The organism is Roseinatronobacter thiooxidans (genome assembly GCF_001870675.1).
Classification (GTDB): Bacteria; Pseudomonadota; Alphaproteobacteria; order Rhodobacterales; family Rhodobacteraceae; genus Roseinatronobacter; species Roseinatronobacter thiooxidans.
Window position 1 is genome coordinate 131,178 of record NZ_MEHT01000001.1, and the last position, 12,921, is coordinate 144,098.

Sequence of the window (12,921 nt, forward strand, 5' to 3'; positions counted from 1 at the left end):
TCAACCGGCGCAACAGATGAAGGAAAGACCCATGGCCAAAGCTTTTGCCTCTCAGGGCGACATGACCGAGAAAAAGACCAGCTTCACCGAAATCGGGCGCGGGCTATATGCGTTCACCGCCGAAGGGGACCCCAATTCCGGCGTCATCATCGGCGATGACAGCGTCATGGTGATCGAGGCGCAGGCCACCCCGCGCTTGGCGCAAAAGGTGATCGATTGCATTCGCAGCGTCACGGACAAACCCATCAGCCATCTGGCGCTGACGCATTATCACGCCGTGCGGGTGCTGGGCGCTTCTGCCTATAACGCCCCGCAAATCCTGATGTCGGACGCCGCGCGCGCCATGGTCGTGGAACGCGGGCAGGAAGATTGGGACAGCGAGTTTCAACGCTTCCCGCGCCTGTTTCAGGGCCATGAGAGCATTCCGGGCCTGACATGGCCCACCACCACCTTTCAAAACCGCATGAGCGTGTATCTGGGCCACCGCCGCGTGGACCTGATGCATCTGGGCCGCGCGCATACCGCAGGCGATATCGTCATCCATGTGCCTGATGAAAATGTCATGTTCACAGGCGATATCGTCGAGTATCACTCGGCCTGCTATTGCGGCGACGGGCATTATAACGACTGGTCCGGCACGCTGGATGCGATCAAGGCCTATGGGGTAGACGCCATCGCACCGGGGCGCGGTGACGCGCTTATGGGCCGCGAGATGGTGGATACCGCGATTGAAAACACCCGCGACTTTGTCACCTCGACCTATGCGCCCGCTGCGAAAGTCGCCGCGCGCGGGGGCAGCCTGAAAGACGCGTGGGACGCTGTGCGCGCGGAATGCGACCCGAAATTCGCGGATTACGCGATTTACGAGCATTGCCTGCCCTTCAACGTCGCCCGCGCCTATGACGAGGCGCGCGGCATTGCCACGCCCCGCATCTGGACCGCCGCGCGCGATCTGGAAATGTGGCAGGCGCTTCAGGACTGACGCGTTGCGGGGCTTGACCAGAGTCATTGCCCCGCATCTGCCGCCTGTGTTCAGTTTGGCCCGTATTTGACCGCGAGGGATCATGACCAAGATTTTCGAGACGCCCTTATACCCCTATGCCCGCCACCCCGACCAAGACGCCGCCGCGCCGCCGCGGCACAAGGTGGTCATTCTGGGCGCGGGGCCTGTCGGGCTGGCGGCGGCGATTGATCTGGCGCAGCGCGGTGTGCCGGTCGTGGTGCTGGATGAGAATGACCGCGTCAGTTCCGGTTCGCGCGCGATCTGTTTTGCCAAGCGCACGCTGGAAATTCTGGACAGGCTGGGCTGTGGCGATGTTGCGGTAAACACGGGTGTGACATGGAACAAGGGCCGCGTCTTTTTTGACGAGCGTGACATATTCGAGTTCAACCTGCTGCCCGAAGATGGCCACAACCGACCCGCCTTCATCAACCTGCAACAGTATTATCTGGAGCAGTTCCTTGTCGAACGGGTGCAGGCGCTGGCCGCCGAAGGCAAACCCGTTGAGATACGCGGCCGCAACCGGGTTGAGGCGATAGGCCGTCATTCCGACCATGTCCGGCTGGAGATAGAGACCCCCGAAGGCCCGTATGAATTGCACGCAGACTGGCTGATTGCCTGCGACGGGGCCAATTCGCCCACGCGCCGCATGATGGGCCTCGATTTCGTGGGCCGCGTGTTCGAGGATAACTTTCTCATCGCCGATGTGGTGATGAAAGCCGATTTCCCGACCGAACGCTGGTTCTGGTTCGACCCGCCTTTCAACCGTGGCCAATCCGCCCTGCTGCACCGCCAGCCCGACAATGTCTGGCGCATTGACCTGCAACTGGGCTGGGACATTGACCGAGAGGCCGAAAAACACCCCGACCGCGTGATCCCCCGCCTGAAAGCGATGCTGGGCGAGGATGTGGCGTTCGGGTTGGAGTGGGTCTCGATCTACACATTCCAGTGCCGCCGGATGGAGAAGTTCCGCCATGGCCGCGTGCTTTTCGCGGGGGATGCGGCGCATCAGGTGTCGCCCTTTGGGGCGCGCGGGGCCAATTCGGGGCTGCAGGACACGGACAATCTGTGCTGGAAACTGGCGCTGGTGCTGGACGGGCGCGCGCCAGAAGATTTGCTGGACAGTTATGATTGGGAACGCGTTTACGGCGCGGATGAAAACATCATGAATTCCACCCGCGCGACCGAGTTTATAACGCCTAAATCCGAAATCAGCCGCGTGTTCCGCGATGCTGTGCTGGATCTGGCCTCACAGCATGATTTTGCCCGCCCGCTGGTGAATTCGGGGCGGCTGTCTGTGCCCTGTATCTATGATGACGGCCCGCTGAACTCTGACGATTGCGCGGGCTTGCCCGCGCGCACACGCCCCGGCGCGCCGCTGCCCGATGCGCCCTTGGCCGATGGCTGGCTACTGGGCGCGCTTGGGCAAGGCTTCAGCCTGCTGGCCATCGACACCGATTGCAGCGATGCGGCGCAGCGTTTCGGGGTCGATGTTCTGACCCTTAACGCGCAAGATAACCCGCTTTTGGCGGAACGCTACCTTGGCACACAGTCCGGCGCGGTATATCTGGTGCGCCCCGATCACCATGTCGCCGCGCGCTGGCCAGACTATGATGCCGCCGCTGTTGAAACTGCATTGCGGCGCGCCACTTGCGCCCATGGGGGCCTGAATGTCTGATCTGAACCTGCACCGCAACCTGACAGACCCTGACGGGTTTTACGCCAATCTGATGGCTGTGCATGACGGCCTGTCCAAGGCCGAGAGTGACGCGCTGAATGCGCGGCTGATCCTGATACTTGCCAACCATATTGGCGATGAAGCGCTGCTGGCGCAGGCGTTGCACACAGCTTTGGATATAGCGCCGCGCGCCGAGTAGCTCCGGACTGCACCCGCCACCCTGTCGGGTGCGACGCTCAAAAAAGGCGTGCTTGCGCCATATTTTCTCCCATATCCTCTGTCATCAGGAGGCTATTCGGCAGGTGACAGGCGGGTGGGATACCAGCTTGCACCACCGCCGTGACGCGACGGTTGGAAGGTATGGCATGTCATGATGCTGCAACGTTTTACATATACAGAATTCGCAAACCCCCTTTTTGCAGATCGGGTGGTGATGGCATGGGCAGACCCCCGCGCCCCGATGCCACGCCTGATCGGGGACGAAGTGCTTGCGATAGAACAGGAAGGCGCGGTGCGGGCGCGCGAATACAGCGCCGGACGTGCCGCAGCCCATGCCGCAATGGAACAGCTGGGCCATGTGCCCCGGCCTGTCTTGCAGGGCAAAGGTGCAGCGCCCGTCTGGCCACAAGGGCTGACCGGGTCGATTTCACATTCCGCGCGCGATTCGCTGGCCGTGGTGTCGGATGACCCCAATATTCTGGCCCTTGGGCTGAAGATCGGCCCTGCCATCGCGCTGGAATCCGCCAGCTGGCCTGTCGTGTGCAAAAACAGCGAAATGCACTGGCTTGCCAGCCTTGGCCCGTCGCAGCGCGGCCATTTTGCAATGCTGCTGAAATGTATCAAACACGCCATTTTCAAGGCGCAGTTCCAGATCACGGGCGATGCGCTTGCCTTCCACGATATTGAAGTGCGCATCGATCTAAGCACCAATTTCTTTCAAGGCAGGGTGCTGGGGGCACCATCGGGCACCGTCGTGGACAAGCCTTGCGGTGGCCGCTTTGCGCTGCTGTCGGATTGCTTTGTTGCGGGGGTGGAATGGCGCAGATGACAGGCACCGATTCGCACAGCCCCCGCGCCAAGCGCCGCTGCCAGTGCGAACAGCGCCATTTGGCGGGATCAACCCAATGTGGCCCAATGCAGGATCGCCGCAATATTTGTGACGCGCGCCCCCGCGCTTGAGGCAAAACGCCTCAAGGTTCAGAATCTGTTAGCGAGCCATGCTGTATTTCTGCTATGATCCGGCATCGAGGCAGTCTTGTTGTTAATTTTCAATGTCCGGACAGATAACGATTCGGGGCAACATGGCAGGATATGAAACCTGAAGAGGGCTTTATGAAACACACACTTCTTGCAGCAACGCTGGTCATTCTGGCCGCCCCCCTTGTTCCCGCGCCCGCTAGCGCTGGCCCGTTGGAAACGGCGTGTCTGCGCTCTGACCGCGCTCAGGCCACCCGCGCGCTATGCCGCTGCATCGACTCGGTCGCGCAAAGCACGCTGACACGCGCAGAGCAACGCCGCGCCGCCAGCTTCTTCCGCGACCCGCAGCTTGCACAAGATGTGCGCATGTCGAAAAGTGAACGCGACAATGCGTTCTGGGCGCGCTACCGTGCCTTTGGCGACGCGGCAGAGCGGTCTTGCGCGGGCCGCTAAGGCGGACGGCATAACCAATTCAGAAACGGGCAAGTGCTGGGGTCAGCCTTGCCCGTTTTGCAATTGCGCCACCAACATGTCAGCACCCTGTTCGATCATGTCCAGCACTTGGTCAAACGATCCGTCAAAATAGGGGTCAGGCACATCGCGGCCCGGCTGGCCGGTCAGGTTCAGAAACAACTGCACCGGCGTGGTGTTCCCCGCGGGGCGCTGCGCTTCAATGTCGCGCTGGTTGGCCCTGTCCATGGCAAAAATCAGGTCAAATTCGTTGAAATCCGCAGGTGTGAACTGGCGCGCGCGCAGGTCTGACAGGTCATAGCCGCGCATGTGTGCCGCATGCGTGGCGCGGCGGTCGGGGGGGCTGCCAATGTGCCAATCCCCTGTGCCCGCGCTGTCGATCACGACATCCAGCCCCGCTTGCGCGGCCTTGTCGCGGAATATGCCATGCGCCGTGGGTGACCGGCAGATATTGCCCAGACAGACGAACACAACGCGCTTGATTTGGGTCATTTCACCCCCCCCGAGAGATTGGCAAAAAGGGCCGCATCAGCGGCCCTTTTTCTGGCTGTGTCAGTTATGCGAATGGCCGTGGTTATGGCTATGGCCATGGGCGGGCTGATGCTCTGGCGCGCGCTCCAGATCCACAGGGATGACGATGTCCATATCGTCCCCGTCTTCAAAGGACAGCGTGACACGGATTTCATCGCCCTGACTGAAGCTTTGGTTCAGCCCCAGAAACATCAGATGGTCGCCACCGCGCGCCAGCACATGTTCCCCATTGGCAGGGATAACGAAGCCTTCGGTGACTTCCATCATGCGCATGACGCCGTTTTCATCCTCAGAATGGGTGTGCAATTCCACCCTCTGCGCGGCGTCTGATTGCGCGGCGACCAACCGGCACTCGGCATCGCCATGATTGACCAGCCGCATAAAGGCTGCGCCCGATTGCGACATCATGGTGGATGCGCGGGCATAAGGGTCTTCAATATGCAGCCCGTCGCAAGCAAAAGCGGGCAGCGCGAAAGAGGCAGCACAGGCTGCGGAAAGAAGTAAGCGTTTCATAGGGTTTTCCTTGTCTGAATTGGGGGTGTGGCCAGTGTTCAGACAGGGGCAGGGGGTGCGCGCGGGTCATGCCAGAACCCCGCAGCCGCACAGGCCCGAACTGGCTGCGGTGCAGGCGCGCCCGCGCAGGCATGGGCCTGTATGCGCAGGCCGGTTTCAACATCGGCCAGCATTGCGGCCAGCGTGACCACGCAATCGGGGCAGGGCAATGTCTGTTCGATGGGGGTGCCATCGGCATCCATGATGATCCGCACCAGCCCGTAGCCGGTGCAGATGACAAGCGAGGTTGCGCCATGGGCCTGATGGCGCGCTTGCGCATGCCCGATACTGGACAGCGCCACTGACAGCGCCAGCGCAAGAACCGCGAATGACTGCAACATGCCTCTCATTCCAAGGGTTCTACCCGTAGCAAGGGGATCGGCAAAGCGCTAATCACGGGATGAGGCGTTTGATCGCGGCAACATGCGCAGGGCGCGCGGACAATGCGTCTGCGCAAAGTGCCTGCGCCACCGCGAGCAGCGCGTCAGGGTCCGCGATCCGGTCCACCAGCCCCCAATCGCGCGCCTCTTCTGCCTCTATTCTGGCGCCTGCCATCAGGATCATCTTGGCGCGGGCTGGCCCCACAAGGGCGGCCAGTCTGCCGGGGTCAGAGGGTTGGGGCAGGAAGCCCAGTTTCATGACCGGGTAGAAAAACTTGGCCCCCGGCACGCATATCCGAAGGTCACAGGCCAGCGCCATGCCGAATGCACCCCCCGCCAGCGTGCCATTCAGCGCCGCGATGGTCAGGCACTCTGCCTGTGCGATCCGCGATGACAGGTCTTCCCACAGGGGCGAGGTGGCAAGCCCTGCGCGCGCCTCGTCCAGATCGGCACCAGCGCTGAACACGCGGCCCGCCCCTGTCAGGATAATCGCGCAGGCATCGCTGCGGGTTGCATCTTCAACCGCAGTGCATAAATCTTTCAGCATCTCGGCGGTCAGGGAATTGGCCTTGTCGGGCCGGTCAAGGGTCAGGGTCCAGACAGCGCCCTGTTGCGCGACGCGGATCATGCACCCAGCCCCAGCCGCCGGCGAATACCCTCATCGCGCAAGGACACCTCGCGCCCGATCCAGTCATCGGCATCCGGGCTACACATCCAGATCAGCGCTTTCGCGGGCCAGTCGGGTGGAATATGCGCCGCCCAGTCCAACTGGCTGACAGCATTGATACCGCTTGCCTTGATGGTGCGCTGCATGTCTGTAGCCACTGTGCCGGGTGACAGGCTCATGACGCGGACACCGCGCCCGCGCGCCTCTATGTCGGCCACGCGCGTCAGCATCCATGCGCCCGCTTTGGAACTGCAATATGCGCCCCACCCTTCCAGCGGGTTATGCGCCGCACCAGACCCGACGGTGATGATACTGCCGCCGCCTTGCGCCTGCATTACCGGCAGGGCCGCGCGCAAGCCGTGCAACACCCCTTTCAGGTTAATGTCGATCAGACGCCCGAATTCGGCAGGGTCCACGCTGGACAAGGGCGCAATCGGGTCGATCACGCCTGCATTGTTGATCAGGATATCCAGCCGCCCGAACTGTTGCTGCATGCGGGCAATCGCGCGCTCGACCGCTGCGTAATCGGCCACATCGCATTCAATCGGCACTGCGCCCGTCTCGGCGGCGATACCTTGTAGCGCATCCATGCTGCGCGCCGCGATTCCGACCTTTGCGCCCGCCGCCGCAAAAGCGCGCGCCGCTTCCAGCCCGATCCCGCGGCTGGCCCCTGTAATCAGCACGGCCTTGCCCGCCACAGCGGTTGACTCAAAGCTCATCCGTGTCTCTCCTGTCTCTTCAGTAATCGCGCTCGAAAAACAGCCCTACGCCGACGCGCCCTTCGTTATCTACGCGACCGCGCGCGGTCAGTGAAGGCGAAAGATCGATATTGATCGACACCTCGCTGCTGCCCTGCGGGCTGACCTCGACATCGGTATAGATGTTTTCGGTCAGGTAGCGCCCCAGCCGGACAGAGGTTTCGCCGTCTTCATCAGTGCGCACATCCAGATCATCCAGCCCGACATTGCGGCGCAACCGCTCCATTATCCCTTCGCTGCGCCCCGAGAGGGTGGCCAGCGAAGAGGCAAGCTGTGCCGCCTGAAACAGCGACAAAGTTTCAAACCCGCGCCCGAACAGCAATAGCGAGACGACTTCTTCCTCGGGCAAGGGCGGGGTCGATTCAAAGCGGATTTCAGGCGAATCCGCGCGCCCTTCCAGCACGATTTGGGCCGTCACGCCATCGCGCTCGGTCGAGGCGATCAGGCGGATGAACGGGATGAAATCGCCCTGAAGGCTGGCAAACCCTTCATTCAGGGTAAAGCGGTTGCCCAGCAGATCCAGCCTGCCGCGGATCAGGCTGAATTGCCCGATGGGAATGACATCTGCGGTGGTGCCCGTCAGGCGCAGGCTGCCGCCCAGTTCGGCATCCAGCCCGCGCCCGCGCAGGAAAATACGGCTTGGCGCATCTATCGTCAGATCAAGCGAAGGGGGGCGGCGTTCGCGCCCATGCGTTTCGCCCGCGAAAATACCGGCACGGTCGCGCGTCTGGCGCGCGGCGCTGCTTTCGCCCACATGGCGAATGTCGGGCGGAATATACCCGCGCCCCGCCAGACCCACACGCGGAATGCGCAATTCGGTACGGTCAAGCTGCAAATTACCCGAAATCAACGGCCCCTGCGTCAGCGCGCCGGTAATGGCGATGCTGCCAGATACGTCAGTTTCAAACAGTTGCGGGTTGATAATGGTAAACGCATCCACCCTTGCGCGCAGATCGCCTGTGATGGGCGCGGCAAGGTTGATATCGCCATCCAGCGCAATCTGCCCGCCACTGGCCGACCTGCCCGCCAGATTGACCAAGGTGCGCCCGCCCGTGATCTGCGCCTGCGCCGCGATGTCTGTCAGGCGGATATTCTGTTGCGGCAGAACCAGCGTCAGGTTGCTGGCCTGCGCCGACCCATTCAGCGATGACAGCGCCAGCGGGCCATTCAGCGTAACATTGAATTCTGCCGGACCCTGAATGGACCGTGGTTCCAGTCTGGGGTTGATCAGCGCCAGATCAGTGCCGCCCTGCACCCGCAGGTTGGCCCGCAGATCGGGCGCGATGTCGCCTGCAATCTGCGCATTCAGCCCTGCGGGGCCAGAAACTCCCAGATCAAGCGCATAGCCGTTGCCGGTATCGCGCGCGGTGCCCGAAAGCGAGACTGCGCCGACAATGCCGGGAACGACTGCGGCCAGATTGTTCAACCGCGCGTCCAGTTCCAGCGCGGGCCGTCCGTCTGCGATCCGGCCTGTGACCGTTGCGTTCACTTGCGGGCCGCGCAGCGTCAGGGTTTCCAGCAACACCTCGTCGGGGCGCTGCACCAAAGCGGCGTTCAAACTATGCGTGCCTGCCAGCAGATTATCCGCCGCCGCAGCCCCAAGCCGCAGGTTTGTGGCACTGGCCTGCAATGCGACACGCCGCGCGTCGCCTTCTTCGCGCAAGCTGGCCTCTGCGACGATGCGCCCGCCGAAACCGGGGCGGATAGCGCCCAGATTGGGCAGGGTACTGCGCAGTTGCAACCGGGACGCGCCAACTTCCAGCCGCCCATCCGCGACAAGGGCGAGGGCGCTGTTACTGACGCGCAGATTGCCCAGATCAAAGGCAACACCATCGCGCTGCCCGTCCACTGTCAGCCGTGTTTCGCCCCGCAGCAGGCGGTTGGCATCTTGCTGGCCCACCGTCAGATCGCGGGCGACAGCCTCGACAGTCAGGGCCTCGCTTTCGCGTGGGCCGCGCAGCGACACCTGCGCATCCAGCGCGCCGCCATAGCCATTGCCCAAAACAGACAGGTCCGAGAAGTCGATCTCGCCGCGCAAGTCGATATCTTCTTGCGAAAGCTGGCCGCGCAGATCGGCGCGCAGGGTGCGCGCGGTGGCTTGCAACTGGCGCAGGGTGATCTGCCCGTCAGCCCCGTGTGCGTCCAGCGTGATCTGGCTGCGCCCTGCCAACAGCAGGTCAAGCTCTGGCTGGTCCAGTGTCAGGTTGCGCCCCGATATTTCAGCCGCGACAAGAAAACGGTCCCGCTCTGGCCCCAAGGTTGCGTCAACCTGCGCCTCGATCCCGCCGGACAGGGCGCGCCCCGCAAGGGTGGACAGGCGCGAGACATCGCGGAATTCGGCCACCGCATTGGCCGAGATCACCCCCTCATCCAGCCGCGCGCGCCCGTTCACTGCGTAATCGCGCCCTTCCAGCTGGAAGCCGGGCAGCAGCAGGGGCAAATCTTCGCGCCAGATCACCGCAAGCGAGCCGGACACCGCTGGCCCCAGCGCATCGTTCAAGCCGGGATCAGTGGCCGCCAGACCAAGTGCGGAGAAATCGACCAGCGCATCCACCACGGTTATATCTTCGCCAAACCCCTCGGGCGTGATCCGCCCAAGCCCGTTGATGAACAGGCTTTCCACCCTGAAATTGCCATCATCATAGCCCAGCAGATCCAGCACCAGATCCCAGTCTTCATTCTCGGACGCATCGAAACCCAGCTGCAATTCAGCCGATTCAATGCTGGTCTGCGCACCTGCAACAGGCAGCAACACGCGCGATCCGTCGCGCGCGCGCACCTCGCCTTGCAGGTCGATCAAATCTGGCAGGCCATCGGTGCCCAATTGCAACCGCCCCCGCAATCCCAGCTTTTCGGTGCGTATGTCCAGATCATCCAGCGACAGGCGGCCATCATCAAAGCGTCTGGCGCGCGTGCTCAGGCGGCTGTTCTCGCCGAAAAACGGGTGGAAATCGGGTTGCAGCAAGGGGCGCAGATCGCCGCCCAGGTCCAGCGTGACCGCTTGGGCAACACCGGGTTGCGTTGTCTGCAAGGCGAATTGCCCTTCAACACGCGGCTGGCCATCGGTGGCCAAAGTTATGTCGGCGCTGAAATCCTCGATCGGGCCTTCGCCCACAATCGTCAACGCCGCCGAGGGGTGTTCGGGGATATCCAGCAGGGTAACCGCCAGACCGCCCGCGCCCTCCTCGATGGCCAGATCAAGGCCAAGAATGCGGGTGGCATTGGAAAACGCAGCGTCCAGCCGGAACTGGCCTTCCACTTCGTCGATGCGATCAATCTGCAACTGCGCCTGCCCCTCGCCACCGGCCAGCGCAGCAGAGCCGCGCACGCTGGCGCGCAATTCCTGCCCCAAAAGCGCGGGGCCAAGGATGACTTCGCCCACCTGCAACTGGTCCAGCTGGACAGACAGCGGCAATTCCGGCAACTCGAAACTGGGCAGGCTGACCAAGTCGTCACTGTCGCTGTCTTCGGCAATAGGGGCGCGCAGAATGGTGACGCGTTCCGCCGAGATTTCGGCAATCTCGATCCGGCGCTGGAACAGGGCAGAGCGGTTCCATTGCAGTGCCGCCCCTTCCACCAGCAGCCAAACGCCTTCGTCATCTTCGATGCTCATCTGCTCGAACGTGGCGCGCGATGACAAAGCGCCGCTAAACCCCCCGATGCGCACCTCGCGCCCGCTGTCGGACAGCCCGTCTTGCAACAAGCGCGTCAGATAGCCCACATCGCTTTCACCCGCGCGCGGCAGCAGTGTTTCTGTCACGCTTTCGCGCGCGGCGTCCTGTGCCATGGCAACGGGTGACAGGATCAGCAGGGCGCAGACGGACCATTGCACGATATGACGAAGCAGTTTCATCAAAACGCGTGCCCGATGCCCAAGTATAGCTGAAAGCCGCTGCCTGTCGTGCCTGCGACAGGATAGCCCACATCAATGCGCAATGGCCCCACCACTGTGTCATAGCGCAGCCCCAGCCCCGCGCCTGCATGCCAGTCAGAACTGCCGGAAAACGCGCCCTCTGACACATAGCCCGCATCGGCAAAGGCGACGACGCCAATATTCTCTGTCGCACGCACGCGCATTTCAGCAGACAGCGCCGCAAAGCCCTGCCCGCCAGAGCTCACATTGCCACTGGTCACCCCCAGCGACCGGAAGGGTTGCCCCCTTACGCTGCCACTGCCGCCGGAATAAAACAGCAAATCCCGTGGTGTGCGCGCAAGATCGGCCACAAAGACAGCGCCCAGTTGCGCACGGCCCGCCAAGACCACGCCATCGTCCTGGCCAAAGGCACGGTAGCCGCGCAAGTCGGCATAGGCGCGCGCGCCGCTATCGGTGCCGCCAAGCCCCAAAAACGGCATCACTTCGCCGCGCGTGTAAAACCCGCGCGTTGGCGCGCGTTCATTGTCGCGCCGGTCCCATGTCACATCCAGCGGCAGCAGCAACAGTTTGAAGTCGCGCCGTTGTTGCAGGTTCGGCCCGAAAGCTGCCCGCTCCAGCAACAGGCCGATACCGCCGCCGAAAGTCAGCGTGTCGCTGAACCTGTGCACAAGCCCGATATCCAGCCGCACGCGCTTTGCATCCAGATCGGATTCGCGTTCTGTCTCGATCACGACACCGAAATTTAGCGCAGTGTCAGGGGTAAAGGTGGCAGGGCGCGAGAATTCGGTGGCAAGGCGGTAATCCAGCCCGCCGCCTGACCCAAGCCCACCTACCATCCCCTCTATGCGGAAGCGCTCTGCCCCGCCAAACAGGTTGCGGTGCAACCAGAACGCGCCCAGCTTGGCGCCTGCCTCGGTGTCATATTCGACACTTGCCCCAATCCGGCGCAACGGTGCCTCGACCACAGAAGCGTTGATATCCAGCGTTCCGTCAGGGTTCGCAGTCTCGGCCTCGCGCAACGAGACAGAGGCGAAAGTGCCTGTCCTGCGCAACCGCTCGGCTGCGCGCTGGACATCGCGCGGCGAGAACACCTCGCCCGAGGGCAGGCCCGCAATCTTGACAATGCGCGCGGGGCGGGTGCGTTGCTGGCCATCGGGGCGCAACCGGCCAAAGCGCAAGCGCGGCCCGGGCGCGATCTGGACGGCCACATCCAGCGCGCCCGGCGGGTGGCGCGCGGTGATCTGCTGGTCTTCGGGCTGCGCCTTTGCATGGCCCTGATCGCGCCACGCATCCACCGCGTCCGATGTCGCTTCGCGGATGACCGTGCTGCGTGCCGGACGGCCTGCGGCGAAATCCTCGGCCAATGCGGTGCCCTGCGCCAAAGGGCCAAGCTGTGTCTGGCCGAACACAAAGGCAGGCCCCGCTGTCAGGATAAGGTCGATCCGGCGGATTGTGTCGGGCGGGGTCAGCGGCGAGATATCTGCCGCCTCGCGCCCGTCAATCCGCACCGAAATTTGCGGCGCGTAAAACCCCGCTTCGTAAAACGTGCCGATCAACTGGCCATATTCGGCGCGCGCGATGGTGAACACCTCGAACGGGTCCTGCACCCCGTCATCCTGCGCGGCTTGCAGCAAAGAGGCACGCCGCAATGCGGTTTCCAGCCCGTTATCCTGCCCCTCAAAGGTGATTTCCAGCGTTTCAAACGCCTGTGCGGGCAAAGCAGGCAAAAGCAGCGCCGCCAGCGCCAAAGACCTTGCATCAACCCATGTCACTGGCCATTTCTGCTTGGTTTTCACGTTTCTCTGCACCAATA

Annotated in this window: 12 protein-coding genes; 5 read left to right on the forward strand and 7 right to left on the reverse strand. The window is 62.8% G+C overall.

Annotated elements, in window-relative coordinates:
* Window positions 1-31 precede the first annotated feature (31 nt).
* From BG455_RS00545 to BG455_RS00565, 5 genes are all read left to right on the forward strand, one after another.
* The gene (locus tag BG455_RS00545; RefSeq protein ID WP_071468002.1) at window positions 32-982 is read left to right on the forward strand and encodes an MBL fold metallo-hydrolase; all 951 of its coding nucleotides are present in this window, start codon (window positions 32-34) and stop codon (window positions 980-982) included.
* A gap of 82 nt (window positions 983-1,064) precedes the next feature.
* Window positions 1,065-2,678: an FAD-dependent oxidoreductase gene (locus tag BG455_RS00550; protein ID WP_071468003.1), complete on the forward strand. Its 1,614-nt coding sequence runs from the start codon at window positions 1,065-1,067 to the stop codon at window positions 2,676-2,678.
* A complete protein-coding gene (locus tag BG455_RS00555; RefSeq protein ID WP_071468004.1) occupies window positions 2,671-2,877 on the forward strand; it encodes a DUF2783 domain-containing protein in 207 nt (68 codons plus the stop codon). The genes BG455_RS00550 and BG455_RS00555 overlap by 8 nt, the downstream gene beginning before the upstream one ends.
* Window positions 2,878-3,111: 234 nt before the next feature.
* Window positions 3,112-3,726, forward strand: coding sequence for a 4'-phosphopantetheinyl transferase family protein (locus BG455_RS00560; RefSeq protein ID WP_143079852.1), 615 nt, complete (start codon window positions 3,112-3,114; stop codon window positions 3,724-3,726).
* A gap of 284 nt (window positions 3,727-4,010) precedes the next feature.
* Entirely contained in the window at window positions 4,011-4,328 is a 318-nt protein-coding gene (locus tag BG455_RS00565; protein ID WP_071468192.1) for a hypothetical protein, read from the forward strand.
* A gap of 42 nt (window positions 4,329-4,370) precedes the next feature.
* Here the strand turns inward: BG455_RS00565 and BG455_RS00570 are convergent, their stop codons facing one another.
* Genes BG455_RS00570 through BG455_RS00600 form a run of 7 tightly spaced genes read right to left on the reverse strand, consistent with a single transcriptional unit; the run spans window position 4,371 to window position 12,904 of the window.
* Window positions 4,371-4,838 (reverse strand): low molecular weight protein-tyrosine-phosphatase, encoded by a 468-nt coding sequence (locus BG455_RS00570; protein ID WP_071468006.1) that lies wholly within the window; start codon window positions 4,836-4,838, stop codon window positions 4,371-4,373.
* 60 nt (window positions 4,839-4,898) lie between these two features.
* Window positions 4,899-5,390: a copper chaperone PCu(A)C gene (locus BG455_RS00575; RefSeq protein WP_071468007.1), complete on the reverse strand. Its 492-nt coding sequence runs from the start codon at window positions 5,388-5,390 to the stop codon at window positions 4,899-4,901.
* A 38-nt stretch (window positions 5,391-5,428) separates the two neighbouring features.
* Window positions 5,429-5,770, reverse strand: a complete 342-nt coding sequence (locus tag BG455_RS00580) for a hypothetical protein (RefSeq protein ID WP_071468008.1) — start codon at window positions 5,768-5,770, stop codon at window positions 5,429-5,431.
* Window positions 5,771-5,822: 52 nt separating this feature from the next.
* Window positions 5,823-6,437: an enoyl-CoA hydratase/isomerase family protein gene (locus BG455_RS00585; RefSeq protein WP_071468009.1), complete on the reverse strand. Its 615-nt coding sequence runs from the start codon at window positions 6,435-6,437 to the stop codon at window positions 5,823-5,825.
* Window positions 6,434-7,195, reverse strand: a complete 762-nt coding sequence (locus BG455_RS00590) for an SDR family oxidoreductase (protein WP_071468010.1) — start codon at window positions 7,193-7,195, stop codon at window positions 6,434-6,436. The genes BG455_RS00585 and BG455_RS00590 overlap by 4 nt, the downstream gene beginning before the upstream one ends.
* A 19-nt stretch (window positions 7,196-7,214) precedes the next feature.
* Complete coding sequence (locus tag BG455_RS00595) at window positions 7,215-11,087, reverse strand: translocation/assembly module TamB domain-containing protein (protein ID WP_071468011.1); 3,873 nt, start codon at window positions 11,085-11,087, stop codon at window positions 7,215-7,217.
* On the reverse strand, window positions 11,087-12,904 hold the full coding sequence (locus tag BG455_RS00600; RefSeq protein ID WP_084386056.1) for an autotransporter assembly complex protein TamA: 1,818 nt from the start codon (window positions 12,902-12,904) through the stop codon (window positions 11,087-11,089). The genes BG455_RS00595 and BG455_RS00600 overlap by 1 nt, the downstream gene beginning before the upstream one ends.
* Between the last annotated feature and the right edge of the window lie 17 nt (window positions 12,905-12,921).

Excerpts from the sequence above, each read along its gene's own strand:
- BG455_RS00580 (WP_071468008.1), bottom strand. The coding sequence starts at position 5,770 with ATGTTGCAGTCATTCGCGGTTCTTGCGCTGGCGCTGTCAGTGGCGCTG.
- BG455_RS00575 (WP_071468007.1), bottom strand. The coding sequence starts at position 5,390 with ATGAAACGCTTACTTCTTTCCGCAGCCTGTGCTGCCTCTTTCGCGCTG.
- BG455_RS00545 (WP_071468002.1), top strand. The coding sequence starts at position 32 with ATGGCCAAAGCTTTTGCCTCTCAGGGCGACATGACCGAGAAAAAGACC.
- BG455_RS00570 (WP_071468006.1), bottom strand. The coding sequence starts at position 4,838 with ATGACCCAAATCAAGCGCGTTGTGTTCGTCTGTCTGGGCAATATCTGC.
- BG455_RS00560 (WP_143079852.1), top strand. The coding sequence starts at position 3,112 with ATGGCATGGGCAGACCCCCGCGCCCCGATGCCACGCCTGATCGGGGAC.
- BG455_RS00555 (WP_071468004.1), top strand. The coding sequence starts at position 2,671 with ATGTCTGATCTGAACCTGCACCGCAACCTGACAGACCCTGACGGGTTT.
- BG455_RS00585 (WP_071468009.1), bottom strand. The coding sequence starts at position 6,437 with ATGATCCGCGTCGCGCAACAGGGCGCTGTCTGGACCCTGACCCTTGAC.
- BG455_RS00565 (WP_071468192.1), top strand. The coding sequence starts at position 4,011 with ATGAAACACACACTTCTTGCAGCAACGCTGGTCATTCTGGCCGCCCCC.
- BG455_RS00590 (WP_071468010.1), bottom strand. The coding sequence starts at position 7,195 with ATGAGCTTTGAGTCAACCGCTGTGGCGGGCAAGGCCGTGCTGATTACA.
- BG455_RS00550 (WP_071468003.1), top strand. The coding sequence starts at position 1,065 with ATGACCAAGATTTTCGAGACGCCCTTATACCCCTATGCCCGCCACCCC.
- BG455_RS00595 (WP_071468011.1), bottom strand. The coding sequence starts at position 11,087 with ATGAAACTGCTTCGTCATATCGTGCAATGGTCCGTCTGCGCCCTGCTG.